Genomic DNA, 24,547 nt, shown 5'->3' on the forward strand with positions numbered 1-24,547 from the left:
AGGAAGGCGGAGCGGCGAAGACGGCAAGGCGGACGATGTCGCTTTCCTGCTCATGGTTCCCCTCAGCCCGTGGGAGCCGCTCCTGACGGCGGCACGTCGCGGATGAAATGAGATTAATCGATCGGCGAGAAAAGGAAACTATCTCCGAGGCGTATATCGTCGGTTAAGCGCGTTCGTTCCCCACCCTTCAGGCAGGCCCAATGGACTGGGCCAACGTGCCAACTTGAGGAAAACGTGAAATAAGGTCAGAAGGGTTTCGATCAACGGAACGGGTTGATCCCGAACAGGGATGCCCGATTGAGGGACGACATGAAGAATTCAGCCATTTCCGAACGCAAGAACCAGTCGATTTCGCGCGGCGTCGGCATGACGACGCAGATCTACGCCGACCGCGCCGAGAATTCGGAAATCTGGGATGTCGAAGGCCGTCGCTATATCGACTTCTCCTCCGGCATCGCCGTGGTCAACACCGGCCACCGCCACCCGAAGGTCATCGAGGCGGTCAAGGCGCAGCTCGACCGCTTCACCCACACCTGCCATCAGGTCGTGCCCTATGAGAGCTATGTGCGCCTGGCCGAGCGGCTGAATGGCATGCTGCCCGGCAAGTTCGACAAGAAGACGGTCTTTGTCACCACCGGCGCCGAGGCAGTCGAGAACGCCATCAAGATCGCCCGCAATGCCACCGGCCGTCAGGCCGTCATCGCCTTTTCCGGAGGCTTTCACGGCCGCACCTTCATGGGCATGGCGCTGACCGGCAAGGTGGTACCTTACAAGGTCGGCTTCGGCGCCATGCCGGCCGACGTCTTCCATGCGCCGTTCCCGGTCGCGCTGCATGGCGTTTCGGTCGCGGATTCGCTTGCCGCGCTCGACAAGCTGTTCAAGGCCGATGTCGATCCGAACCGGGTGGCCGCCATCATCGTCGAGCCGGTTCAGGGCGAGGGCGGTTTCTACGAAGCGCCGCGCGATTTCATGGCAGCACTGCGCAAGATCTGCGACCAGCACGGCATTCTGCTTGTCGCCGACGAGGTGCAGACCGGCTTTGCCCGCACCGGCAAGATGTTCGCCATGGACCATCACGACGTGGCGCCCGATCTCACCACAATGGCGAAGAGCCTTGCCGGCGGCTTCCCGCTGTCGGCGGTCACCGGCCGCGCCGAGATCATGGACGCGCCTGGCCCCGGCGGCCTCGGCGGCACCTATGGCGGCAGCCCGATCGGCGTCGCCGCGGCGCACGCCGTGCTCGATGTCATCGAGGAGGAAAAGCTCTGCGACCGCGCCAATGCGCTGGGCGCCCGGCTGAAGCAGCGGCTGGAATCGATCCGCGACGATGTGCCGGAGATCGTCGACATCCGCGGCCCGGGCTTCATGAACGCCGTCGAGTTCAACAACGCGAAGAAGGGCCTGCCGTCGGCCGAATTCGCCAACGCGGTCAGGCTGAAAGCGCTGGACAGAGGCCTTATCCTGCTCACCTGCGGCGTCTACGGCAATGTCATCCGCTTCCTGTCGCCGATCACCATCCAGGACGGCGTCATGACGGAAGCGCTGGATATTCTGGAAAGCTCGATCCGCGACGCGCGGGCGGCCTGATCGAGTGTCAGCTTCAACTATCCTTGGGCATTTTCCCTTCATCGAAAATGCCCTGGATGTCGCGTGAGCCGTGCAGGATGCGCTCAACACGCACGTCGTCGCCCTCGAGGCTTAAAAGATGACATATCTTTGGAACGCGACGGAGCGCAGCCCAGGCCAGAGTTCGGCACGGGGAGCGCCACCACGTGGTGCATCCAAGATAGTGTCGCATCGTACTCGAAGAGCCGCTATCAAGCGGCGGGCGGCGGCCGGATTTTCAGCCCGGATGTAATCGCCAATCTCTTCAATGTTCTGCACGTCGGGTGCGAAACTGAGAGCCATTATTTGCGACTTTCAGCCGCATATCTTTTCTCCAACCGATCAAAAACGTCGTCGGCTGCAATAGCTTGTCCGCTCTCCAAACCCTTGCGGATGTCTTCGCGCAGCGCGGCAAGCTTCGCCTGCCGGTGCTCTTCGCGTTCTTCCAGCAGACGCAGGCTATCGCGCACAACCTCGCTTGCGCTGGCATAGCGGCCACTCTCGACAAGCTCGCGCACGAATGCCTCGTAGCGGGAGCCAATGCTGTAGCTTGCAGGCATGGAACAACCTTTCGCTTATCCGATATTATCAATTTATGATAAGTCGGCGGAGCCCCTTTTGCCAAGGTTTGGTGTCTTTCGCACTCCCAAGCGCTGTTACCAGCATGTTGGATTGAACGGTCAGCCCATCGCCCTGGCCGGTTCGTCCTGGCTGAAGGCCGCAAGCGCCGCTTTCAGCGCATCCGGCCCGCCCGCCACCGTCTGCGGCGTCGGTGAGAAGCCCGCGCCGAGCATTTTGCGGCCAAGCATGTGGTCGGCGGGGCGGTTGACGGATTCGATGCCGAGCAGCCGGTCGCCGGCATAGTGGTAGATCGAGAATTTGTTCTCGGCGGGATCGCCGAGCACGACATGGTGATCGCCGCCTTGCGTCAGCCCGACCATCTGCAGCTTCATGTCGACGATATCCGACCAGAACCACGGTACGGCGGAGAAAGGCTCCACGTGCCCCAGGATGGTGCGCGCGGCGAGCCGCGCCTGGTCGGTAGCGTTCTGCACCGATTCCAGCCGCACGTCGCCGCCGGTGAACCAGTGCCGGTAGGAGGCGGCATCGCCGATGGCGAGGATTTGGGGAACAGAGCTCTGCATATGCTGGTCGACGCGGATGCCGTTGCCGATGGCCAGGCCGGCGGCTTCCGCCAGCTCGACATTGGGCACCACGCCGATGCCGATGATCACCATCTGCGCCGGCAGCCGCTCGCCGCCTGATGTGATCGCGGCCGAGACGCGTCCGTTGTCGCCCTCCAGACGGGCGACGGTGGTGCCAGTCAGGATGCGTACGCCGATCGCCTCCAGGCGCTGGCGCACATGCGCCGCGATGACCGGCGCCACGGCGCGGCCGAGCAGCCGGTCGACGGCCTCGACGACGGTGACGTTGCGCCCCGCGGCCCGCAGCGTCGCCGCGATCTCCAGCCCGATGAAGCCGCCGCCGAGAATGACCACGTCCTCGCTTTGCGCGCTGAGCTCGCGGATCAGGCGCGCATCGGCCAGCGAACGCAGCGAGACCACGCCGGCAAGGCCGGCGCCGTCGAGTTTCAGCAGACGCGGCCGGGAGCCAGTCGCAAGCACCAGCCGGTCGAATCCGAACGTTCCGCCGCCTGCGATATTCAACTGGCCCGCGCGGGCATCGATGCTGTCGATGCGCACGCCTGGCCGGTACTCGATGGTGTTGCCGGTGTAGAAGGCTTCGCCGCGCAAGGGTTGCGGCTTGGCCTCGGGATCCTTGATGAAGGTCTTGGACAGCGGCGGCTTGTGATAAGGCAGTTCCTGCTCGTCACCGATCAGGACGACGGGCCCTTCATAGCCCTCTTCGCGCAGGCTGGCTGCGGCCTGCACGCCGGCATGGCCCGCACCGACAATCACAACCCCGTTCGTCATCGCAATCCTTTTTGCCTTGAAATCTAGGCTGTTGCGCCAGGTGGCGATTGTCTGCCGCCGCCGCAAGAGCCGCCGATCGGGTCGCACCCAGAACGGCTGTCTGTCAATCGAGCCGTCGGTGAACTTTTCCTGCCTCGGTCCGCCTTAAAGTTGACATTTATAGTTTAGAATAATTCTAAACTATTGTTTCAATTGAATTTTTCCTGCGGCGCTAGTTGACTTCGGCCTTTCCATCGCTTTATGGAGAGCTGCGCGGAAAGCGCATCCCCTTTGATGTCTGGGCCTTGAACCCTTTCGATTGGAGGCAAGTGAGTGTCTTTTTATCGCGAACCGCGCATCGGCGCGGCCACCATTTTTCCCGGCATGCTCATGCCTCGGCGCGGGTGGACACATGCGCCTTTTGTCAAATTCCGAAAGAACTGGAGAAGCATGATGACGGCACGTAATGGCGGCAGGCTGGCTGCGATCTGCGCCACGGCTGCACTGACGGCAGCGGTTTTCGTGTTGCCGGCGAAAGCCGAGACCGACGCCAAAGCGGTGATCAAGACCTATGCCGACATCGCTTTGGCCAAATACGAGGATTCGCTGACCACCGCGCTGGCGCTGGACAAGGCGGTGGACGCGCTTATCGCCAATCCCTCCGCCGATACGCTGAACGCCGCGCGCGAAGCCTGGAAGGCGGCGCGCATCCCCTACCAGCAGACCGAGGTCTATCGCTTCGGCAACAAGATCGTCGACGACTGGGAAGGCCGCGTGAATTCCTGGCCGCTGGATGAGGGCCTGATCGACTATGTCGCCAAGAGCTACGGCACCGAGTCGGATGAGAACGCGCTCTACACGGCCAACGTCATCGCCAACAAGGAAATCGAGATCAACGGCAAGAAGGTCGACGCCTTGAAGCTGACGCCGGAATTCCTCTCCGGCACGCTGCAGGAAGCCGGCGGCGTCGAGGCCAATGTCGCGACCGGCTATCACGCGATCGAATTCCTGCTCTGGGGACAGGACCTGCACGGCACCGGTCCGGGCGCCGGCGAGCGGCCCTATACGGACTACGACTTCAAGAACTGCACGGGCGGCAATTGCGACCGCCGCGCCGAATATCTGAAATCGGCGAGCGACCTTCTGGTGTCCGACCTGCGGGAGATGGTCGACAACTGGAAGGAAGACGGCGCCGCGCGCAAGAACCTGACCGATGGCGACGTGAATGCCGGCATCTCCACCATCTTCACGGGCATGGGCTCGCTCTCCTATGGCGAACTGGCGGGCGAGCGCATGAAGCTTGGCCTCTTGTTGCACGATCCGGAAGAGGAGCACGACTGCTTCTCGGACAACACCTATAACTCGCATCTCTATGACGCGGTCGGAATCCGCGACGCCTACCATGCAAGCTACAAGCGGCTCGACGGGTCCGTGGTTTCAGGTCCGTCGGTGTCCGACATGGTAAAGGCCGCCGATCCGGCGATCGACAAGGAGCTGTCGGGCAAGCTCGATACCACCGTCGCCAAGATGGAGGCGATCAAGGCGCGCGCTTTGGCCGGCGAGGCCTATGACCAGCAGATCGCCGGGGGCAACACCGCGGGCAACGCCACCGTGCAGGCGGCGATCGACGCGCTGATCGATCAGACCAAGTCGATCGAGCGCGCCGTCGGCTCGCTCAAGCTGAACCAGATCGCCTTCGAGGGTTCCGACAGCCTCGACGCGCCTGACAAGGTGTTCAAGTAGGGTTTAGATTTAGCCACTAGCCAAGCGGCGCCGGACCGGCGCCGTCAGCCAGAGCAAGCAAATGCTGATCTGCCATTGCAACGTCATCACTGAGAAGGAGATCGAGCAGACGATCGTCGGCCTGCTGGATGAGGATCCCTGGCAACTGATCGTGCCCGCGAAGGTCTACCACGCGATGCGCAAGCGGGGCCGCTGTTGCGGCTGTTTCCCAAATGTGGTGGAAACGATCATTCGGGTCACCGAGAACTACCACGCCCGCTCAGAGGTGGGCGGCGTGGACATCGTTTCACACCTGGATCGCGTGCGGGGCTTGCGCGGCCAATACCGGAGCAGAACCCATGAAAGGCGAACCCCAGATCATCGAGCGGCTTAACGAGGCTCTGTTTCTGGAGCTTGGAGCCGTCAACCAGTATTGGGTGCATTACCGTCTGCTTGAGGATTGGGGCTACACCAAGCTGGCAAAGAAGGAGCGGGCGGAATCGATCGAGGAAATGCATCACGCCGACCGGCTGATCGCGCGCATCATCTTCCTCGAAGGCCACCCGAACCTGCAGTCCGTCGCGCCGCTGCGCATCGGCCAGAACGTCAAGGAAGTGCTCGAATCCGATCTGGCCGGCGAATATGACGCGCGCAGCGCCTACAAGCGCTCGCGCGAGATCTGCCACGACGAAGGCGATTTCGTCTCGATGAAGCTGTTCGAGGACCTTTTGACCGACGAGGAAGGCCATATCGACTTCCTGGAAACGCAGCTCGACCTGCTCGCTTCGATCGGCGAGGAAAAGTACGGCCTGCTCAACGCCGACCCGGCCAACGAGGCGGAGTAAGGACATGCGGGAATGCGGCGCCCCGTAGATTTTTCGCGCCGCGCGCAGCGGGTCGCAATCGACGGCCTGCCGCTCCAGAAGAGCCCGCGATACCGGACCGGTCGCGGGGCGTCGCTTTTGCTGGCGATCATGCTTTCCATGGCTGTATGGGCGGGCGAGCCAACCGCTCTGCCGACGAGCCGCACCGACCTGACGCCGAAGGATCAGGCGCGGGTTCTGGCCGTCACCAGGCCAACGACCGACTTCACCAGGCCCGAGCCGTTCGAGCTGATGCAGGGCGGCGCCGGCACGTCGAAGAAGGACATCAACCGCGACGCCTTCTCGCAATCCTCCGCCAACATCACCTTCGAGGAGGAGGGCAATTTCAAGCTCGGCAATGCGCTGTTCCGCAAGAACTGGGTCTCCTCGCCCTCCTCGACCCAGGCCTCGGATGGACTTGGGCCGTTGTTCAACGAGCGCGCCTGCCAGAACTGCCATCTGAAGGATGGCCGTGGCCGCCCGCCGGAGGGTGACGCCGGATCGACGTCGATGTTCCTCAGGCTCGCGCGCGACGCGAGCAGCGCCGAGGAAAAGGCAGCCCTTGCCGACCACAAGGTGCTGAATTTTCCGGACCCGGTCTATGGCGCGCAACTGCAAGATCTGGCGGTTCCAGGCCTCAAGGGCGAGGGCCGGATGCGCGTCGTCTATACCGAGGAAAAGGTGACGCTTGGCGACGGCACCGTCGTTGCGCTGCGCAAGCCGAGCTATTCGGTCGAAAATCTCGGCTATGGGCCGCTCGATCCCCGCACCACGCTGTCGCCGCGCCTGACGCCGCCGATGATCGGGCTCGGCCTGATCGAGCAGATCGCGTCGGCCGATATCCTTGCCCATGCCGATCCGGACGATCGCGATGGTGACGGCATTTCGGGCAGGCCGAACATCGTGCGCGACGAGTTGAGCGGTGAAGTGACCTTGGGCCGCTTCGGCTGGAAGGCGCAGACCGCCTCGATCCGCCAGCAGGCGGCCGATGCTTTTGCCGGCGACATCGGCATCTCGACCCCGGAAATGTCGAAGCCTTGGGGCGATTGCACCGAGGCGCAGAAGGCTTGCGTTGCCATGCCGAACGGTGTCCAGGAACGCCTTGGCACCGCCGAGGCGCCGCCGCCGGTGATGGATCTTGTCACTTTCTATTCGCAGAACCTGGCCGTGCCGGCGCGTCGCGATCTCGACAAGCCGGACGTGCTTGCCGGCAAGAAGCAGTTCTACGACATGGGCTGCATTGCCTGCCACACGCCGAAATTCGTCACCATGCGCGGCACGACCGAGAAGGCGCAGGCCTTCCAGCTGATCTGGCCATATTCCGATTTCCTGCTGCACGACATGGGCGAGGGCCTCGCCGACGGGCAACGGGTCGGAGAGGCGACCGGCAGCGAGTGGCGCACCCCGCCGCTCTGGGGCATCGGGTTCACCGCGACGGTCAACGGCAATGCCTTCTATCTGCATGACGGTCGCGCCCGCACGCTTGCCGAGGCGATCCTGTGGCATGGCGGCGAGGGGCAGAAGGCCCGTGACCGCTTCGCCGGCGCCGCCGCCGCCGATCGTGACGCGCTGATCAAATTCCTGGAGTCCCTCTGATGTCGAAAAGCCTGGCTCTCGCTCTCCCGTTCCTTCTGGCCGCCGCTTTGCCGGCATCGGCCGCGGTCAAGGCTTCCGACATCATCGGGCGCGCGATCGAAGGGTTCGTTCGCCCGGCCTATACCAGCCTGGACGAGCATGCGGCTGGCCTCACCAAGGCGATGCGCCAGCTTTGCGAAGCGCCGTCCGAAATGAATCTCGAAGCGGCGCGCTCGGCGTTTTCCGGCACCGTGGAGGCCTGGTCGGTGGCCGAAATCATCGCCTTCGGGCCGATCAAGGAGAACAACCGGCTGGAGCGGATGCTCTACTGGCCGGACCGCAAGAGCATCGGCCTGCGGCAAGTGCAGGCCACGCTCGCATCCAAGGATCCGTCAGCCACCGATCCGGCGCAACTGGCGCAAAAGAGCGTCGCCATGCAGGGCCTCGGCGCGCTCGAATACGTGCTTTATGGCGACGGCGCCGAAACGCTTGCCGGGAAGGACGAGCCCTATCGATGCGCCTATGGCGCGGCTGTCGCCGGCAACATCGAAACCATGGCCGGCGAGGTGCGCGACGCCTGGCAAAAGCCCGACGGCTTTGCCTCGCTCTGGGCCAATCCAGGACCGAACAACCCGCTCTACCGCGACGGCAATGAAGCGGTGACGGAACTGGTCGGCGTCTTCATCAACGAGCTGGACATGATCCGCGACGTGCGGCTCAAGGGCTTCCTCGGCGCCAAGCCGGACGCCGACAAGCCGAAGCAGGCGATCTACTGGCGCTCGCGGAACACGGCGACGTCGCTGGCCGGAAATCTCTCCGGCATCGACCAGCTGTTCCAGGCCTCGAAGCTTGGTGACGCGCTGCCAGCCGATGCGCGATGGATGGCCGAGTCCATCCACATCCAGCTCGGCAATGGCGTAACAACCGCGAAATCGGTCGCCGGCCCGATCGACAAGGCGCTCGCCGATCCCGCGTTGCGCGACAAGCTCGAGCATTTCGCGCTGATCACCTCCAGCCTGTCGACCCTGATCGGCACCAGGATGACCGCCGAGTTCGGCCTGACCGCGGGCTTCTCGTCGCTGGACGGGGATTGATGCCGTGAGAACCGCCCTCATCGACCGCCGCGATTTCCTGCGGGCTGCTGGCGCAAGCTTTGCCTCCGCCATGGCGCCGCGCGCCTGGGCCGACACGCTGGCGGCGGACGCCGTCTTTGCCACGGCTTTCGTCAAGCGCGACGGCAGTTTTGGCGCCGCCGTGCTCTCCGAGGCGGGAAAAATTCTGCACTGCATCGATCTGCCGGATCGCGGCCATGACGTCACCTTCGATCCGGTGTCGAAACGCTCGGTGGTATTTGCCCGCCAGCCCGGCACCTTCGCCGTCGTCTTCGACCATGCCGGCCGCGACAAGCCTTTGACCATTGCCAGCGTCGCCGGCCGGCACTTCTTCGGCCATGGCGTGTTCTCGCCCGACGGCGCCTTGCTCTATGCGACCGAGAACGACTTCGACAACGCGGCAGGTGTCGTCGGCGTCTACGATGCGAAGGCTAAGTTCAACCGCATCGGCGAGTTCCCGACCTATGGCATGGGGCCGCATGAGCTGCTCCTGCTCGGCGACGGCCGAACGTTGGCGATCGCCAATGGCGGCATCGAAACCCATCCCGACTATGGTCGCGCCGAGCTCAACATCGCGACGATGAAGCCGTCCTACACGCTGGTCGACCGCATTACCGGCGACCTGATCGAAAAGCATGAATTGCCGCCGGCGCTGCATCAGCTGTCGATCCGGCATATGGATCGCGACCAGGCGGGCACCGTCTGGTTCGGCTGCCAATATCGCGGGCCGGCGACCGACCGGCCGGCGCTGGTCGGCCGCGCCGCGCGCGGCAAGGAGCTCGTGCTTCTCGAGATGCCGCAGGACGTGCTCTCCGGCTTCCGCAACTATATCGGCTCGGTCGCCGCCAATGCCGCGACAGGCACGGTCGCCGTCACCTCGCCGGAGGGCAATTCGCTGGCCGTCCTCGACGCCGTCAGCGGACGCGTAGTCGCGACCAGATCGCTGGCCGAGGTCTGCGGCCTTGCACCCGACGGCGCCGGCTTCATGGCGACGACCGGCGCCGGCGAGATCGTCGGCGTTGCCGGCGACATCCGTTCCGAGCCGGATTATGTCTGGGACAACCATATGCTGCGCATTGCGGCCCCGGTCTGATAACCGAGGCCCTGGAGGCCGGTAAGCAAAGCCGCTTAACATTTCTCCGCCCTGGCCCTTGCGGTGGCGGCCCATGCCGGGCAGAGGGAATTGTGTTTCGATCCAGTTCTTTAACCGGCCATATGAAGCTGCCCGAATGAAGTCGACCTTATGAAGCTGCTCGCCATCGATTGCGCCGCCAATCTCTGCGCCGCCTGCATCTATGACGCGGACGCGGATGCGGAGCTTGGCCGAGAGGTGCGCGATCTCGGCAAAGGGCATGCCGAGCATCTGATGACCGTCCTCGAGACCGCGCTTGAAGCAAGTGGGGCCGGCTATCAGGACCTCAATGCTGTTGCCGTCTCGATCGGACCGGGCTCCTTCACCGGCCTGCGTGTCGGCGTCTCGACCGCGCGCGGCCTGGCCCTGGCGCTGAAAATCCCGGCGATCGGCGTGACGACACTGGAAGCCCTGGCCGCGGAGGGTGCGCATGCCTTTCCCGGGCGCGCGGTGCTTGCCGCGCTCGATGCCGGCCGCGAGGAAATCCACGCGGCGCTCTATGATAGAGCGTTAGTCGAAACTTACGGACCATCCGTAGCCACGCTTGCCGAGGCAGTGACCATGGCCGTCAACACCGACACCGTCCTTGTCGGAACCGCCGCGCCGCTAATTGCCCAGTCGGCAGGTCGTGTCTTCGACACCGGTCCGGTCGCCGCCACCGCCGATATTGCGACCTATGCCGGGCTGGCCGCCGCCAAGGGACCCGGCGAGAAGCCGAAGCCGCTCTATCTGCGCGGCGCTGACGCCAAGCCGCAGGCGGGTTTCATTCTGCCAAGACAGGGCAAGGGAAACGAGCCCTGATGCGCATTCCGTTCTTTCAGCCGCGCCGCAGGGATTATGCGCTGGAACCGCTGACGGTCGCCGACAGCGCCGCTGTCTCGGTGCTGCATCGCGAGGATTTCGTGCGGCCCTGGACTGACGGCGAGTTTGCGGCACTCCTCGAACAGGACACGGTCTTCGGCTATGCCGCGCGTGAGACGGGACAGGGCTCCAAGCCGCCGGTCGGCTTTGTGCTGGCGCGGCTCGCGGCCGGCGAGGGCGAGATCCTGACGGTGGCCGTCGCCCGCAGCCATCGCCGCCAGGGCCTTGGCTGGCAGTTGATGGACGCCGTGCTGCGCGAGCTTCATGCCCAACGCGCCGAAGCGCTCTTTCTCGAGGTCGACGAGACCAATGCGCCCGCGATCGGGCTTTACCGCAGGCTTGGCTTCATCCAGGTCGGTCATCGCCCGAACTATTACCGCTCGACCGAGCACGGCCCGACCGGCGCGCTTGTCATGCGCCGCGATCTTCGCTAGCCAATCCGCGCGGTAGGGCGGGAGCGAATGATCAAGAAATTACGGATTTTCCTGGCGCTCTTCTATGTCGTCGTCTGTTCACTGGTGCTGGTGCCGCTGCAGATCCTGTCGATGAAGACGGGGCTCTGGCCCGAAACGTTCATCCTGAAGATCTGGCACGGCATGATCCTGCGGGCGCTGGGCATGCGGGTGCATGTGAAGGGCGCGCTGGCCAATGACCGCCCTCTGCTGGTGGCTGCCAACCACATTTCCTGGACCGACATCATGGTGCTCGGCTCCTTCGTCGATGTGAAGTTCATCGCCAGGGCCGACATGGAGGGCTGGCCGCTGATCGGCATGCTGTCCAAGCTGCAGCGCACTGTCTTTATCGAGCGCGAGCGCAAGCGCACTTCCGGCGACCAGGCGAGCGAGATCGCCAAAAGGATGGCGAACGGCGACGCCATGGTGCTGTTCGCCGAAGGTTCGACCGGCGACGGCAATCTCGTGCTGCCGTTCAAGAGCACGCTGTTCGGCGCGGCCTCGATGGCGATCTCGGAGGTCGCCGCGGAGCAGGTCTTCATCCAGCCCGTGGCGATCGCCTATACGCGCCTGCACGGCATGCCGATGGGGCGACGCCACCGGCCGATGACCGCCTGGATCGGCGATCAGGACCTGACGCCGCATCTGAAAACCCTGCTTGCCGAAGGCGCGATCGATGCCGAGGTGCATTTCGGCCAGCCGGTGCCGTTCTCCAAGGGCTCGAACCGCAAGGAAACGGCAAGGCTGATGGAAGCCAAGGTGCGCGAGATGATGCAGGCCATCCTCGCCGACCCGGCCAAAAGCCGGTGAGTCCGGGGTTGCGCGGCGCGCTTCGGGCAGAATCGTCTGTTTTTTGTCACGGAAAGGCGGTAGAAGCCGCCCAATGGAACTGAACACGATTGAAAGCCACGGTATCGGCGCTGCCGCCGAGCGCTCGGATGGCACTGACCGCACGGCGAAAAAGGTCTTCGTCAAGACCTATGGCTGCCAGATGAACGTCTACGATTCCCAGCGCATGACCGATGCGCTGGCCGCCGACGGCTATGTCGCCACCGACGCCGTCGAGGACGCCGATCTGGTGCTGCTCAACACCTGCCATATCCGCGAGAAGGCGGCGGAAAAGGTCTATTCCGAGCTTGGCCGCATCCGCGACATGAAGGCCGAGCGCGCCGAGGCCGGCCGCGAATTGCTGATCGGTGTCGCCGGCTGCGTGGCGCAGGCCGAGGGCGCCGAGATCATCCGCCGCGCTCCGGCGGTCGACCTGGTCATCGGCCCGCAGACCTATCACCGGCTGCCCGACGTGCTGGCAAGGGTCCGTGGCGGCGAGAAGATCGTCGAGACCGAATATGCCATCGAGGACAAGTTCGAGCATCTGCCACAGCCGAAGCGCGCCGAGCTTGCCAGGCGCGGCGTCACCGCTTTCCTGACGGTGCAGGAAGGCTGCGACAAGTTCTGCACCTTCTGCGTGGTGCCCTATACCCGCGGCTCGGAGGTCTCGCGCCCTGTGGCGCAGATCGTCGCCGAGGCCGAGCGACTGGCTGAGGCCGGCGTGCGCGAGGTGACCCTGCTCGGCCAGAACGTCAATGCCTGGCATGGCGTGGGCGAAAACGGCGAGGAATGGGGGCTCGGCCGCCTGCTGTTCCGCCTTGCGGAAATCCCTGGACTGGCGCGGCTGCGCTACACCACCAGCCATCCGCGCGACATGGACGACGAATTGATCGCCGCGCATCGTGACCTGCCCGCCTTGATGCCCTATCTGCATTTGCCGGTGCAGTCGGGCTCCGACCGGATTTTGAAGGCGATGAATCGCAGGCACACGGCACGCGACTATCTGGCGCTCATCGAGCGCATCCGCGCCGCCCGTCCCGACATCGCCATGTCCGGCGATTTCATCGTCGGCTTCCCCGGCGAGACGGAAGAGGATTTCGAAGCGACGCTGAGACTGGTGCGGGAGGTGGGCTACGCCTCGGCCTTCAGCTTCAAATATTCCACACGTCCCGGCACGCCGGGCGCCGAGATGGACGGCCATCTTTCCGAAACTGTGAAGGACGAACGGCTGCAGCGCCTGCAGGCGCTGATCAACGAGCAGCAGCGGAATTTCATAGCCAGCGTGGTCGGCCGAACCGTCAGCACGCTGATCGAGAAGCCAGGTCGCCGCCCCGGTCAAATTCTTGGCCGATCGCCGTGGCTGAACCCGGTGATTGTTGACGACAAGGCCGGTGGAATCGGTGACATTATCGATGTGCGAATCACGAAGACAGGCCCCAACAGCCTGTTCGCCGAACTGGCCTGACGGGCCTCGGCAGATGAGGAGAGACGGTTGAGCGCTGCCGAACTGAAGAATCCGCCCCAGAACCAGGCGTCCGGGGCTTCCGACATGGCGCACATCGTACTGACCTTCGACAACAACAAGCTTGCCAGCGCCCTTTATGGTCAGTTCGACGAGAACCTGGCGCGGCTCGAGCAGAAGCTCGGCGTGGATATCCGCTCGCGCGGCAACCAGCTTGCGATCAAAGGCTCGGCCTCAGCCGCCGAACAGGCGCGCCGCGCGTTGGATACGCTCTACGGCATCCTGCAGAAGGGTGTCGACATCGGCCAGTCGGACGTCGATGGCGCCGTGCGCATGGCGATCGCCGCCGACGACCAGCTGACGCTGCCCACCATGGAGCGCAAGGGCAAGGTTTCGGCCGCCCAGATCTCAACGCGCAAGAAGACGATCTATGCCCGTTCGCTGACGCAGGACGCCTATATGCGGGCGCTGGAGCGCTCGGAGATGGTCTTCGGCATTGGTCCTGCCGGTACCGGCAAGACCTATCTGGCGGTGGCGCATGCGGCGATGCTGCTTGAGCGCGGCATGGTCGAGCGCATCGTGCTGTCGCGCCCGGCCGTCGAGGCCGGCGAGCGGCTTGGCTTCCTGCCTGGCGACATGAAGGAGAAGGTCGACCCGTATCTGCGGCCCCTCTACGACGCGCTTTACGACATGATGCCGGCCGACAAGGTCGAGCGGGCGATCGCGGCCGAGGTCATCGAGATCGCGCCGCTCGCTTTTATGCGTGGCCGCACGCTGGCGCATGCGGCGGTGATCCTCGACGAGGCGCAGAACACCACGCAGATGCAGATGAAGATGTTCTTGACCCGTCTCGGCGAGAACTCGCGCATGATCGTCACCGGCGATCCGACCCAGATCGACCTGCCGCCCAACACCAAGTCGGGCCTGGTCGAGGCGCTGCGCATCCTCGACGGCGTGCCCGGCATCGTCACCGTCCGCTTCAACGAAGGCGACGTGGTGCGCCACCCGCTGGTCGCCGAGATCGTCAAGGCCTATGACCGCGACGGCAAGCTGGCGCGGGGCCTGGGCGCCGAAAGCTGATCAAAAGGCTATATGGCTGACAATCCAGCATCCAGCGGCGAGACGCCGGTCGATATCGATATTTTCGTCGAGGCTGGCGATTGGCCTGCGGAAGCCGAGCTGACGCGGCTCGTCGATCGCGCCGTTGCTGCCGCCTTCGCCCAGACGGGCACGAGCGGCGCCTCCGAGCTCAGCGTCGTTTTTTCCGACGATGCCCATATCCAGACGCTCAACGCCGAATGGCGCGGCAAGGACAAGCCCACCAACGTCTTGTCTTTTCCGGCTTTTCCGTTTCCGAAAGGCGGCAAGCTGCCGCCGATGCTGGGCGACATCGTGCTAGCTTCCGAGACGGTGGCGAGCGAGGCCGCACTGGGAGACAAGCCGCTTGAGAACCATATCACCCATCTCGTTATCCATGGCCTGCTGCATCTTTTGGGCCATGATCACGAGACCGACGCCGAGGCAGAGGAGATGGAAGCGATCGAGCGCGCCGCGCTTGCGAGGCTTGCCATTCCCGATCCCTACGCGTAACAAAAAAGCTCAATTGACCTGATGGCGATGAACGATACACCAGAAACTGCCGCCCGCCCGGACGCCGGCAGTGCTGCCAAGCCTTCCGAAAAGACGGAAGAGGGCTCGAGTCCGAGTATTCCCACCGGCAGCGCGGCGGCGGAGCCGGCGCATACCGGTCCTTCGCTCTTCGACCGCGTGCTCGGCCTGTTCCGGCACCGCAACGGTACCAGCCTGCGCGAGGAGATCGCCGGCGCGCTCGCCGAAACGACGACCGATGCGGAATCCTTCTCGCCCGGCGAACGCGCCATGCTCAACAACATCCTGCGCCTGCGCGAAGTGCGGGTCGAGGACGTCATGGTGCCGCGCGCCGATATCGAGGCGGTCGAGATCAACACCACGCTTGGCGACCTGCTCGGCCTTTTCGAGCAGTCCGGCCATTCGCGCATGCCGGTCTATTCCGAGACGTTGGACGATCCGCGCGGCATGGTCCACATTCGCGATGTGCTCGCCCACATCACCAAGGTCGCCCGCGTCAAGAAGGGCCGCACCAGGGCGAAGGCGCCGGTGACGACGGCGCTCGACCTTGCGCAGGTCGATCTCGCGCGCACCATCGGCGATCTCAATCTGATCCGCCAGGTGCTGTTCGTGCCGCCCTCGATGCTGGCCTCCGACCTCATGGGCCGCATGCAGACGACGCGCACGCAGATGGCCTTAGTCATCGACGAATATGGCGGCACCGACGGCCTCGCCTCGCTGGAAGATATCGTCGAGATGGTGGTCGGCGACATCGAGGACGAGCATGACGACGACGAGCCGATGATCACCCAGACCGGCGAGGGCGTCTTCGTCGTCGACGGCAAGGCCGAGATCGACGAGGTCGCCAAGATGATCGGCGAGGATTTCGCAGCCGGCGAGCATGGCGAATATGTCGACACCATCGGCGGCATGATCTTCAACACGCTCGGCCGGGTCCCGGCCAGGGGCGAAGTCGTGCAAGCCATTCCCGGCTTCGAGTTCCACGTGCTCGACGCCGACCCGCGCCGCGTCAAGCGCGTGCGCATCGTGCAGAGCCCGAAGGGCGAGCGGCAGCGCCGCCGCGCCGCCCGCACCGAACAGGCCTGACGTCGTCTCGGCATGCCGACCGACGATCCGTTCAAGCATGCGGTCCTGGGCTCAGGCGTCTTCTACCGCGATCCGCGCGCGGCTTTGTCCTTTCTGCAGGCGGCCTTTGGTTTCGAGCCGAGCATGCTGGTGAGCGATCCCGACGGTCGGCTCGTGCATGCCGAAATGCGCTTCGGCGACGGCTATATCATCGTCGATTCCGAATGGGATGAGCGTATCGCCAGTCCCGTCTCCGTCGGCGGCAAGAACACGCAAGCCGTCTATGTCCGTCTGCAGCAGGATATCGACGCTCATTGCGAGAAAGCGCGCGCGGCAGGCGCGGAGATCGTCGAGGAGCCCGCGGATCATTTCTACGGCGAGCGCCAATATCGCGCCCGCGACCCCGAAGGCCATGTCTGGACATTCACCCGAACCGTACGCGTCGTGTCGAAGGACGAGGCCGAGCAACTGACCGGTCTGCGGATCGAGGGCTGGCACAGATAGCGCTACGGTGTATCAGGCGGCGCTTATCTGGGTTTGGATCGCGCGGCCCAGCCTGTTAAACCTCTAACTCCCTGATTCGCGCGACTTGGGAAGCTGGATGCAGCGCTTTGCCGGCCGGATAATTCTGCTGTGGGGGTGGCGGCGGGTGCTGCTGGCCTTTGCCGCCGGAGCGCTGGCGGTGCTTGCCCAGGCGCCTTACGATTTCTTCGCCGTCTGCTTCGTCTCGTTCCCGGTTCTGGTCTGGCTGCTCGACGGCGCCACCGGCGATGCTTCCGATGGCTGGTTCAGGCGCCTGCGGCCGGCTTTCGCCACCGGCTGGTGGTTCGGCTTCGGCTACTTCCTCGCCGGCCTGTGGTGGATCGGCCAGGCATTGCTGGTCGAGGCCGACAGCTTCGCCTGGGCCCTGCCCTTCGCCGTTGTCGGCATTCCCTTCGCGCTGGCCTTCTTCTATGGCTTTGCCACCGTGGTGGCGCGGCTGTTCTGGAGCAGCGACATCGGCCGCATCGCCGCCCTTGCCTTCGGCTTCGGCCTTGCCGAATGGCTGCGCGATTTCCTTTTCACCGGCTTTCCCTGGAACGCTATCGGCTACGCGGCGATGCCCGTGCCGCTCCTGATGCAGAGCGTGTCGGTGACCGGCATGATCGGCATGAACGCGCTCGCGGTCTTCGTGTTCTCGCTGCCAGCGCTGGTTGCGGCGCGCCGGCATCTGAGGCTCGGCCTTGCCCTGTTCGTCATCCTCGTCGCCGGCCATGTCGGCTTCGGCTATGTCAGGCTCGCGGCCCCGGTCAAGCCGGCCCGCTCGATCGATGTTCGCATCGTCCAGCCGTCGGTCGATCTCAGCGAAAAGTGGGACGCCTCGGTGCGCGACCGCATCTTCGCGACGTTGCTGGGGATATCGGGGAAAGCGCCGGAAGAAGGCCATGCCAAGCCGCAGCTCATCCTGTGGCCGGAAACGTCGGTGCCCTTCCTGTTCACCGAGCGTCCGGACGCGCTGACGGCCATGGGCGACATGCTGGCCGACGGCCAGATGCTGATTGCCGGCGTTGTGCGCGAGGAGGGCGGATCGGCGAATGCCGACAGCCGCTATTATAATTCCGTGGTGGCGATCAACGACAAGGGCGAGATCGTCGATGCTGTCGACAAGGTGCATCTGGTTCCCTTCGGCGAGTATCTGCCCTTCGCCGATCTTTTCCAACGCTTCGGCATTGGCCAACTCGTTGCCGGACCGATGAATTTCGCCGCCGGCAACGAGCGGCATCTGATCGGCTTGCCGGGCGGCCTGCGTGCCGCGCCATTCATCTGCTACGAGGTGATTTTTCCCGATCTCGTCGCAGCCGACTCTGCGTCATCTGACGTGATCGTGAACGTCACCAACGACGCCTGGTTTGGCGACACGCCAGGCCCGTATCAGCATTTCAGGCAGGCCCAGATTCGCGCGGTGGAGAACGGATTGCCGCTGTTGCGCGCGGCCAACAACGGCATCTCCGCGGTCGTCGATTCGCGCGGGCGCATCTTCGATGCGCTTGCAGTCAACGCGCGCGGCGCCATCGACGCGCATGTACCGGTCTCTGGGCGCGCCCTGCTGCCTCCCGAACAGCGGCGAATTAACGGATTGCTGATCATGTTGCTGTTTGCGCTGGCGGCCTTCACATTGAATGTAAGGCAGCGGCTACGGGTGAATTGACAGTCGGCACATTAGAAACTCATACTGTAACGCCTAAAATTTTCTCGAAGTCGGTTGGAGGGTTCTGTTGGGGCAGGTGGCTCCGGCTTCATATGGGCGGAACAAAATAGAAAAAGCCGGAAAAATTCGGCGAGGAAAAAATGACAGAAGAGAACAAGAAGAAGCCGAATCCGATCGACATTCATGTCGGGAGTCGCATTCGGCTGCGCCGCAATATGCTTGGAATGAGCCAGGAAAAGCTGGGTGAAAATCTCGGCATCACCTTTCAGCAGATCCAGAAGTATGAAAAGGGCACGAACAGGGTTGGCGCCAGCCGTCTGCAGGCGATCGCCTCCATCCTGAGCGTTCCTGTCGCCTTCTTTTTCGAGGACGCCCCGGGCGAGGAGACCGGCGGCGGCAACCGGGGATTTGCCGAAGACTCCTCGATGGCCTTCGCCATCGAATTCTGTGGCAGTCCCGAAGGGCTTCAGCTCAACCGGGCTTTCGTCAAGATCGGCGACGTGAAGGTGCGCCGCCGGATCATCGATCTAGTGAAGGCGCTCTCCGCCGAAGACGCCGATTGATTTTTACCTATGCCGCCGGCAGCGCCCTGCCGCCGGTGGCATAGCCGGCCTCGCCTACATTCATGCCAGATCCGTCGCCCCGCTTGACGAGCGGCGCCCGGCACCGCTAACACGTGGCGCGCCAAAAATCGGCAACCTGCCGATTTTTTTTCGAGAGGGGACACCCGTGACGCGGCAGAATTATCTCTTCACCTCGGAATCCGTCTCCGAGGGTCATCCCGACAAAGTTTGTGACCGCATCTCCGACGAAATCGTCGATCTGGTCTATCGCGAAGCCAAGAAGACAGGCATGGATCCGTGGAAGGTTCGCGTCGCCTGCGAAACGCTGGCCACCACCAACCGCGTCGTCATCGCCGGCGAAGTCCGCGTCCCCGACACACTCTTGAAGAAGGACAAGGCGGGCAACGTCCTCAAGGATGCGTCCGGCCATCCCGTGGTCAATCCGACCAAGTTCAAGTCGGTTGCCCGCAAGGCGATCCGCGAGATCGGCTACGAGCAGTCCGGCTTCCACTGGAAGACCGCCAAGATCGACGTGCTGCTGCACGGCCAGTCGCCTGACATCGGCCAGGGCGTCGACAGTGCCGCCGACCGCCAGGGCGAGGAAGGTGCCGGCGACCAGGGCATCATGTTCGGTTACGCCTGCCGCGAGACGCCCGACCTGATGCCGGCGCCGATCTATTACAGCCACAAGATTCTCGAACTGCTTGCCGCCGCGCGCCATGAAGGCAATGGCGAGGCCGGCAAGCTCGGCCCGGATGCCAAGAGCCAGGTCACCGTGCGCTATGCCGACGGCAAGGCGGCGGAAGTCACGCAGATCGTGCTCTCCACCCAGCATCTCGATGCGAGCTGGGACTCTAAGAAGGTCCGCAAGGTCGTCGAGCCCTATATCCGCGAGGCGCTTGGCGAGCTGAAGATCGCCGAGGACTGCAACTGGTACATCAACCCGACCGGCAAGTTCGTCATCGGCGGGCCTGACGGCGATGCCGGCCTCACCGGCCGCAAGATCATCGTCGACACCTATGGCGGCGCGGCACCGCATGGCGGCGGTGCCTTCTCAGGCAAGGACACCACCAAGGTCGACCGTTCGGCGGCCTATGCGGCGCGCTACCTTGCCAAGAACGTGGTGGCGGCCAAGCTCGCCGACCGCTGCACCATCCAGCTCTCCTACGCCATCGGCGTCGCCCAGCCGCTGTCGGTCTATGTCGACCTGCACGGCACCGGCAAGGTTGACGAATCGAAGCTTGAAGAGGCGCTGCGCAAGGTGATGGACCTGTCGCCGTCGGGCATCCGCCGTCACCTCGACCTCAACAAGCCGATCTACGCAAAAACCTCGTCCTACGGCCATTTCGGCCGCAAGGCCGGTCGCGACGGTTCCTTCTCCTGGGAGAAGACCGATCTCGCCAAGGCGCTCAAGGACGCCGTCGCCGCCTGACGCCAGCGAACGCAAAGGACAGGCCGAGCCGGGCGACCGAAGGATTCTTCGGCCGCCGGCACGGCAAGACCATACGCCCGCAGCAGGCGATCGCCCTCGAAAGCGGCTTGCGCGAATACAGGCTCGACCTGACGGCGGAAGCGCCGGCGGATCTGAGGACCTTGTTCAAGGCCGAGGTTTCGGCGTTGCAGCTGGAGATCGGCTTTGGCGGCGGCGAGCATCTCCTGCACCGCGCCAAGGAAGCGCCGGAGACCGGCTTCATCGGCGTCGAGCCCTTCGTCAACGGCATGGCCAAGATGATGACGGCGCTTGCCAAGGCGCCGCTTAGCAATCTGAGGGTCTATGACGACGACGCCACCCGCCTGCTCGACTGGCTGCCGTCAGGCTCGCTAGACGGCATCGACCTGCTCTATCCCGATCCATGGCCGAAGAAGAAGCATTGGAAGCGCCGCTTCGTCGGCGCCGCCAATCTCGGCCGCTTCGCCCGCGTCCTGAAGCCGGGCGGCAGGTTCCGCTTCGCCTCCGACATCGACAGCTATGTCAACTGGACGCTGCTTGCCTGCCGCGCTCACGGCGCCTTCGCATGGCAGGCTGGAGAGGCTGCGGATTGGCATCGACCCTATGAGGGTTGGCCCGGCACGCGTTACGAGGCCAAGGCGATACGCGAGGGACGGCGGCCGGCTTATCTGACCTTTATCCGGAAATAGGTAGCCGGACCTTTGTGCTGCATTTAGCGCTACGGATCGCTGTATTGTCGGCAAGGAGACAGTTATGGCCGCCTCGGTCGAACGCAAGGAATATCCGATCTCGATGCGCCTGCCGGAAGCGGATGTGGCGATGATCGATCGCGCCGCCAGTTTGCGGGGCCGGTCCCGCACGGATTTCGTTCGCGATGCCGCCGTGCGCGCGGCCGAGGATGTGCTGATGGACAACCGTCTTGTCCGCATGAGCCCGGAAGGGTTCGCGGAGTTCATGGAGGTTCTGTCGGCCCCGGCCGCCCCCGTTCACGACATGGTGGAATTGGCCAAGCGGCCCGCTCCCTGGGAAGCTGGCTGCACCACGAAGCGCTGACCCGTGGCCTTATCGGCTCCCAAACCCCTTGCCGCAGTTCCACGACGTGTCCGGATTTTCCACGGGGAAGCCTGCATTGACGAACCATCTTGGTTCCACCAAGTTCATCCTGAACCAGAATGAATGGAGACAGGATGATGAGCGCTTTTACCATACGGCTTCCTGATGAGACTGTGGCCAAGCTCGACCGATTGGCCGAAAAGGTGGATCGCTCCCGCTCCTACGTGGCGGCCCAAGCGATCGAAGACTATGTCGCCAGGGAAGAATGGCAACTTGCCGAGATCGAAGCCGGCCTAGAGGAGGCCGACCGAGGAGAATTTGCGAGTGAGAAGGATCTGGCCGGCGTCATAGCGAAATACGTCAAACCGGCCTCCGGGCGATGAAGCGGATCCGCTGGACAGAGCGCGCCGTGCGCCGTCTCGACCAGATTGGCGCTTTCATCGAAAAGGACAATCCAACAGCCGCGGCACGGGTCGTTACCCGCATTGTTTCCGCCGTGGACAATCTTGCCGAACATCCGGCGATGGGCCGCGTCGGGCGGGTGAAAGGGACACGAGAGCTGGTCTTGGCTGATATCCCATACATAATTCCCTACCGTGTTGTCGGCGACGAGATCGAGATACTCAGCCTGATGCATGCAGCCCAGCGATGGCCGCGACAATTGTAGACATCGCCGCAGGCCCTGCCTGCAGGCTTGAAACACCGGCGGCAATCGTCTATATCAGCCTCAAATTCTTGGTCGGTATGACGAAGAGTGGGTCCACCCGGTCCCGCTCTTTTTTATTACCTGCCGGCCGGAAGCCAAGAAGCGACAGGGATCCGATGACTGCAGCGGCAAGCGAGGCCGACGACCGTATCATCCGCGAAAGCGGCATCGATGCGCGCATTGCGCTGATCGTGCAGCCGGTGCTCAAGGCCATCGGCTTCCGCCTTGTGCGGGTGCAGCTGACCGGCCAGAACGGGCTGACGCTGCAGATCATGGCCGAACGCGAGGATGGCACCATGACCGTCGAGGATTGCGAAGAGGTCAGCCGCGCGGTGTCGCCGGCGCTCGATGTCGATGATCCGATCGAAAAGGCGTATCATCTCGAAGTGTCCTCGCCCGGCATCGACCGGCCGCTGGTGCGCAAGTCGGATTTCACCACCTGGACCGGCCATCTGGTCAAGCTGGAGACATCCGTCCTCGTCGGCGACCGCAAGCGCTTCAAGGGCAAGATCGCCGAGGCCGACGCCGACGGCATCCTTATCGAACGCGACAAGGCTGCCTATGGCGAGGAGCCGACGGTGCGTGTGCCTTACGACGCGATCGCCGAGGCCCGGCTGGTGCTGACCGACGATCTCATCCGCGATGCCCTGTCGAAGGACAACCGGGCGCGCAAGGAAGCCAGGAAACGCCGCGGCGAAGCGGAAGACGCCGCCGAGGAAAACGAAACCGAACAGGAAAGTTGATAGCGCCGCCGGGCTGAGGTCCGAGGCGAAATCGGGAGAAAGACAATGGTTGTAAGCGCCAACAGGCTTGAACTGCTGCAGATCGCCGATGCGGTCGCGCGTGAAAAGTCGATCGACAAGTCGATCGTCATCGCCGCCATGGCCGATGCGATCCAGAAGGCGGCGCGCTCTCGCTACGGCCAGGAGACCAACATCCGCGCCGACATCAACCCGAACACCGGCGAGATGAAGCTGCAGCGGCTGATGGAAGTGGTCGAGAAGGTCGAGGACTACGCGACGCAGATCGCGCTTTCCACGGCGCGCGAGCGCAACCCCGACGCCCAGCTCGGCGACTTCATCGCCGAGCAGCTGCCGCCGATGGATTTCGGCCGTATCGCCGCCCAGTCGGCCAAGCAGGTCATCGTGCAGAAGGTGCGCGAGGCCGAACGCGATCGCCAGTATGACGAATACAAGGATCGCATCGGCGAGATCGTCAACGGCACCGTCAAGCGCGTCGAATATGGCAACGTCATCGTCGATCTCGGCCGCGGCGAGGCGATCATCCGCCGCGACGAACTGATCCCGCGCGAGAACTATAAGTATGGCGACCGCGTCCGCGCCTATGTCTATGACGTGCGCCGTGAGCAGCGCGGCCCGCAGATATTCCTGTCGCGCACCCATCCGCAGTTCATGGCCAAGCTCTTCACCATGGAAGTGCCGGAAATCTATGATGGCATCATCGAGATCAAGTCGGTGGCCCGCGACCCCGGTTCGCGCGCCAAGATCGCCGTCATTTCGCGCGATTCCTCGATCGATCCGGTCGGCGCCTGCGTCGGTATGCGCGGCAGCCGCGTCCAGGCGGTGGTCGGCGAATTGCAGGGCGAGAAGATCGACATCATTCCGTGGTCGCCTTCGGCCGCTTCCTTCATCGTCAACGCGCTGCAGCCGGCCGAAGTCGCCAAGGTGGTGCTCGACGAGGACGCCGAGCGCATCGAGGTGGTGGTGCCGGACGACCAACTCTCGCTGGCCATCGGCCGCCGCGGCCAGAACGTGCGCCTGGCCTCGCAGCTCACCGGCTGGGATATCGACATCCTGACCGAGCAGGAAGAGAGCGAGCGCCGCCAGAAGGAATTCGTCGAGCGTTCGGCGCTGTTCATGGAAGCCCTCGACGTCGACGAGATGGTCGGCCAGGTGCTTGCCTCCGAAGGCTTCACCAGCGTCGAGGAAGTCGCCTATGTCGATTCCGGCGAAATCTCCTCCATCGACGGTTTCGACGAGGACACCGCTTCGGAAATCCAGACCCGCGCCCGCGAATATCTGGAGAAGATCGAGGCCGAGCATGACGAAAAGCGCAAGGCGCTGGGCGTCAAGGACGAACTGCGCGACATCCCCGGCGTCACCACCGCCATGATGGTGACGCTTGGCGAGGACGGCGTGAAGACGATCGAGGATTTCGCCGGCTATGCCGCTGACGACCTGATCGGCTGGAAAGAGCGCAAGGACGGCGAGACCAAGGTCTATCCGGGCGTTCTCGCCTCTCACGGCGTCTCGCGCGCCGATGCCGAGCAGATGGTGCTTGCCGCCCGCAAGCAGGCCGGCTGGATCACCGAGGAAGAACTCGCCGCCGAAGAGGCGGTGGCCGGCGAAACCGTCGGTGCGTGAGGTGA

27 protein-coding genes are annotated in these 24,547 nt (G+C 63.9%); 24 read left to right on the forward strand and 3 right to left on the reverse strand.

Annotation, left to right across the window (positions count from 1 at the left end):
• Positions 1-309: 309 nt before the first annotated feature.
• Positions 310-1,587, forward strand: coding sequence for a 4-aminobutyrate--2-oxoglutarate transaminase (locus EN852_RS24005; RefSeq protein ID WP_127877552.1), 1,278 nt, complete (start codon positions 310-312; stop codon positions 1,585-1,587).
• Between the two features lie 111 nt (positions 1,588-1,698).
• Here EN852_RS24005 and EN852_RS24010 read toward each other — a convergent pair whose 3' ends face one another.
• The 3 genes from EN852_RS24010 to EN852_RS24020 all read right to left on the reverse strand — a co-directional run bounded on the left by EN852_RS24010 (position 1,699) and on the right by EN852_RS24020 (position 3,539).
• Positions 1,699-1,908 (reverse strand): type II toxin-antitoxin system RelE/ParE family toxin, encoded by a 210-nt coding sequence (locus tag EN852_RS24010; RefSeq protein WP_246694370.1) that lies wholly within the window; start codon positions 1,906-1,908, stop codon positions 1,699-1,701.
• Positions 1,908-2,165 (reverse strand): type II toxin-antitoxin system ParD family antitoxin, encoded by a 258-nt coding sequence (locus tag EN852_RS24015; RefSeq protein WP_127877554.1) that lies wholly within the window; start codon positions 2,163-2,165, stop codon positions 1,908-1,910. The genes EN852_RS24010 and EN852_RS24015 overlap by 1 nt, the downstream gene beginning before the upstream one ends.
• Before the next feature lie 120 nt (positions 2,166-2,285).
• Positions 2,286-3,539, reverse strand: a complete 1,254-nt coding sequence (locus EN852_RS24020; RefSeq protein WP_127877556.1) for an FAD-dependent oxidoreductase — start codon at positions 3,537-3,539, stop codon at positions 2,286-2,288.
• Positions 3,540-3,971: 432 nt separating this feature from the next.
• On the opposite strand from EN852_RS24020, the gene EN852_RS24025 reads away from it, so the two are divergent.
• The 23 genes from EN852_RS24025 (at position 3,972) to nusA (ending at position 24,542) form a co-directional block, all read left to right on the forward strand.
• Positions 3,972-5,261 carry an imelysin family protein gene (locus EN852_RS24025; protein ID WP_127877558.1) on the forward strand — a complete coding sequence of 430 codons (1,290 nt, stop codon included), beginning with the start codon at positions 3,972-3,974 and terminating at the stop codon, positions 5,259-5,261.
• A gap of 61 nt (positions 5,262-5,322) precedes the next feature.
• Complete coding sequence (locus EN852_RS24030) at positions 5,323-5,634, forward strand: (2Fe-2S)-binding protein (protein WP_127877560.1); 312 nt, start codon at positions 5,323-5,325, stop codon at positions 5,632-5,634.
• Positions 5,600-6,085: a bacterioferritin gene (gene bfr / locus EN852_RS24035; RefSeq protein WP_127877562.1), complete on the forward strand. Its 486-nt coding sequence runs from the start codon at positions 5,600-5,602 to the stop codon at positions 6,083-6,085. The genes EN852_RS24030 and bfr overlap by 35 nt, the downstream gene beginning before the upstream one ends.
• 12 nt (positions 6,086-6,097) lie before the next feature.
• The gene (locus EN852_RS24040) at positions 6,098-7,699 is read left to right on the forward strand and encodes a di-heme oxidoredictase family protein (RefSeq protein ID WP_127877564.1); all 1,602 of its coding nucleotides are present in this window, start codon (positions 6,098-6,100) and stop codon (positions 7,697-7,699) included.
• Positions 7,699-8,772, forward strand: a complete 1,074-nt coding sequence (locus EN852_RS24045) for an imelysin family protein (protein WP_127877566.1) — start codon at positions 7,699-7,701, stop codon at positions 8,770-8,772. Before EN852_RS24040 ends, EN852_RS24045 begins: the two co-directional genes overlap by 1 nt.
• Positions 8,773-8,776: 4 nt before the next feature.
• Complete coding sequence (locus tag EN852_RS24050) at positions 8,777-9,883, forward strand: DUF1513 domain-containing protein (protein WP_127877568.1); 1,107 nt, start codon at positions 8,777-8,779, stop codon at positions 9,881-9,883.
• 150 nt (positions 9,884-10,033) lie between these two features.
• A complete protein-coding gene (tsaB, locus tag EN852_RS24055; RefSeq protein ID WP_127877570.1) occupies positions 10,034-10,723 on the forward strand; it encodes a tRNA (adenosine(37)-N6)-threonylcarbamoyltransferase complex dimerization subunit type 1 TsaB in 690 nt (229 codons plus the stop codon).
• Entirely contained in the window at positions 10,723-11,217 is a 495-nt protein-coding gene (locus EN852_RS24060; protein WP_040985961.1) for an N-acetyltransferase, read from the forward strand. The genes tsaB and EN852_RS24060 overlap by 1 nt, the downstream gene beginning before the upstream one ends.
• A 27-nt stretch (positions 11,218-11,244) precedes the next feature.
• A complete protein-coding gene (locus EN852_RS24065) occupies positions 11,245-12,045 on the forward strand; it encodes a lysophospholipid acyltransferase family protein (protein ID WP_127877572.1) in 801 nt (266 codons plus the stop codon).
• A 73-nt stretch (positions 12,046-12,118) separates the two neighbouring features.
• Positions 12,119-13,528 carry a tRNA (N6-isopentenyl adenosine(37)-C2)-methylthiotransferase MiaB gene (gene miaB, locus EN852_RS24070; RefSeq protein ID WP_127877574.1) on the forward strand — a complete coding sequence of 470 codons (1,410 nt, stop codon included), beginning with the start codon at positions 12,119-12,121 and terminating at the stop codon, positions 13,526-13,528.
• Positions 13,529-13,612: 84 nt separating this feature from the next.
• Positions 13,613-14,605: a PhoH family protein gene (locus tag EN852_RS24075; protein WP_245431563.1), complete on the forward strand. Its 993-nt coding sequence runs from the start codon at positions 13,613-13,615 to the stop codon at positions 14,603-14,605.
• A gap of 12 nt (positions 14,606-14,617) precedes the next feature.
• Positions 14,618-15,115, forward strand: coding sequence for an rRNA maturation RNase YbeY (gene ybeY / locus EN852_RS24080; protein WP_127877576.1), 498 nt, complete (start codon positions 14,618-14,620; stop codon positions 15,113-15,115).
• A gap of 27 nt (positions 15,116-15,142) precedes the next feature.
• Positions 15,143-16,219 carry a hemolysin family protein gene (locus EN852_RS24085; RefSeq protein ID WP_127877578.1) on the forward strand — a complete coding sequence of 359 codons (1,077 nt, stop codon included), beginning with the start codon at positions 15,143-15,145 and terminating at the stop codon, positions 16,217-16,219.
• A 12-nt stretch (positions 16,220-16,231) separates the two neighbouring features.
• Positions 16,232-16,702, forward strand: coding sequence for a VOC family protein (locus EN852_RS24090; protein ID WP_127877580.1), 471 nt, complete (start codon positions 16,232-16,234; stop codon positions 16,700-16,702).
• 97 nt (positions 16,703-16,799) lie between these two features.
• On the forward strand, positions 16,800-18,386 hold the full coding sequence (gene lnt / locus EN852_RS24095; RefSeq protein WP_127877582.1) for an apolipoprotein N-acyltransferase: 1,587 nt from the start codon (positions 16,800-16,802) through the stop codon (positions 18,384-18,386).
• A 140-nt stretch (positions 18,387-18,526) separates the two neighbouring features.
• Positions 18,527-18,949 carry a helix-turn-helix transcriptional regulator gene (locus EN852_RS24100; protein WP_095819313.1) on the forward strand — a complete coding sequence of 141 codons (423 nt, stop codon included), beginning with the start codon at positions 18,527-18,529 and terminating at the stop codon, positions 18,947-18,949.
• A 166-nt stretch (positions 18,950-19,115) separates the two neighbouring features.
• The gene (gene metK, locus EN852_RS24105; RefSeq protein ID WP_127877584.1) at positions 19,116-20,381 is read left to right on the forward strand and encodes a methionine adenosyltransferase; all 1,266 of its coding nucleotides are present in this window, start codon (positions 19,116-19,118) and stop codon (positions 20,379-20,381) included.
• Positions 20,378-21,088 carry a tRNA (guanosine(46)-N(7))-methyltransferase TrmB gene (locus tag EN852_RS24110; protein WP_127877586.1) on the forward strand — a complete coding sequence of 237 codons (711 nt, stop codon included), beginning with the start codon at positions 20,378-20,380 and terminating at the stop codon, positions 21,086-21,088. Before metK ends, EN852_RS24110 begins: the two co-directional genes overlap by 4 nt.
• A 64-nt stretch (positions 21,089-21,152) precedes the next feature.
• Complete coding sequence (locus tag EN852_RS24115) at positions 21,153-21,452, forward strand: DUF1778 domain-containing protein (protein WP_127877588.1); 300 nt, start codon at positions 21,153-21,155, stop codon at positions 21,450-21,452.
• A gap of 134 nt (positions 21,453-21,586) precedes the next feature.
• Positions 21,587-21,835, forward strand: coding sequence for a CopG family ribbon-helix-helix protein (locus tag EN852_RS24120; RefSeq protein WP_189546136.1), 249 nt, complete (start codon positions 21,587-21,589; stop codon positions 21,833-21,835).
• On the forward strand, positions 21,832-22,119 hold the full coding sequence (locus EN852_RS24125) for a type II toxin-antitoxin system RelE/ParE family toxin (RefSeq protein WP_127877590.1): 288 nt from the start codon (positions 21,832-21,834) through the stop codon (positions 22,117-22,119). The genes EN852_RS24120 and EN852_RS24125 overlap by 4 nt, the downstream gene beginning before the upstream one ends.
• Before the next feature lie 155 nt (positions 22,120-22,274).
• Positions 22,275-22,901, forward strand: a complete 627-nt coding sequence (gene rimP / locus EN852_RS24130; RefSeq protein WP_127877360.1) for a ribosome maturation factor RimP — start codon at positions 22,275-22,277, stop codon at positions 22,899-22,901.
• Between the two features lie 45 nt (positions 22,902-22,946).
• Entirely contained in the window at positions 22,947-24,542 is a 1,596-nt protein-coding gene (nusA, locus tag EN852_RS24135; RefSeq protein ID WP_127877592.1) for a transcription termination factor NusA, read from the forward strand.
• Positions 24,543-24,547: the final 5 nt, after the last annotated feature.

Origin of the sequence: Mesorhizobium sp. M2E.F.Ca.ET.209.01.1.1 (genome assembly GCF_004010375.2) — a bacterium.
Classification (GTDB): domain Bacteria; phylum Pseudomonadota; class Alphaproteobacteria; order Rhizobiales; family Rhizobiaceae; genus Mesorhizobium.